General features: G+C 58.7%; 2 protein-coding genes. Both read left to right on the forward strand.

Translation table 11 applies throughout. The features are described 5' to 3' along the window. Window positions 1–270 precede the first annotated feature (270 nt). Window positions 271–453, forward strand: a complete 183-nt coding sequence (locus YY7_RS64925; protein WP_028169439.1) for a hypothetical protein — start codon at window positions 271–273, stop codon at window positions 451–453. Window positions 454–462: 9 nt separating this feature from the next. After that, window positions 463–870 (forward strand): hypothetical protein, encoded by a 408-nt coding sequence (locus tag YY7_RS56270; RefSeq protein WP_028169440.1) that lies wholly within the window; start codon window positions 463–465, stop codon window positions 868–870. Window positions 871–1,073 lie beyond the last annotated feature (203 nt).

The raw sequence follows: 1,073 nt of genomic DNA on the forward strand, positions 1-1,073 counted from the left end.
TGCGTCTCGTCTTTGTCGTCATCATGCGCTCCGTCTATCAAACGGAGCAGCCCCTTCCAACTAAGCACGTGGTCCCACAATCGGGGTCCATTTCACACACCCGGTACGAAGCGACTGTAGAACCTCCAACTTTCAATGTCGGCACGCCACTTGCTCCATTCGGGGCAGCATCACCGCTCGGAGGCGGGGGGCGCTGTAGGGACGGACTCCGCACGTCCTCCATTGCGTCCGGCCGCCCCGCCAACGTGTTGTGAGGGGACATGAAACACCATGTTGGAGGGGCTGCAACTGCGATCGCAGCCGCTCTCGCTGCGCCGCGATGTCATTAGCGTGTGCGAACAGGAAACCACACTCTTCCTCCGGGCTTTCCCGATGGTGTCCGTCGGTCGTCTGGCCAGCCGGATCATGACGCGCCTTGCATTCTTTGTCGCCGGTTTCGGCATTGCGGGCTAGGCGCCGCTGGTGCCGTTCGCGAAGGAGCGGCTGGTTGTCGATAACGAAGTCCTCGGTTTTCTGCTGCTCTGTCTGGGAATCAGCTCAGTCATCTCGATGCTTCTGATCAGGCTGTTGAGCGCGCGCTACGGCAGCAAATCAATCATCCGGATCGGCTGGTTCGGGATTGCGCTCATCCTGCCGTGGCTCGCGGTTGCCGGCACGCCTGTGGCGCTCGGGGCCGTGCTAGCTGCCTTCGGCGCCTTTCTCAAATTCATCGATGTCGCTGCGAATGTCGATGCGGTCGAACTAGAACGTGCAGCGAAGCGTCCACCGATGTCCGGCTTTCACGCGCAATTCACCATCCGCGAATGTGCCGGCTCCGGCGCGATAACCGCATTGGCTGGCTGCTCGTCGGGGCTTTTTCATCAACCCTAATTAAAATTATAGATGCGCGTGTAGAGCCCCGATCGTCATCAGCGAGCCTGCTCCTCGCGCCCGTGAAGCATGGGAGCGGGGAAACTCCGCTTTCTTCGCCTCTCGTTAAACTAGCACTACTTTGGCAGATTGTTGATTTTGCCGCGTTTTATAGGATTCCCGAATCAATTTTTCAATGATTCATGGGTGGTCGGCTCTTGGAG

Origin of the sequence: Bradyrhizobium elkanii WSM2783, assembly GCF_000472865.1 — a bacterium.
GTDB classification, from domain to species: Bacteria; Pseudomonadota; Alphaproteobacteria; order Rhizobiales; family Xanthobacteraceae; genus Bradyrhizobium; species Bradyrhizobium elkanii_A.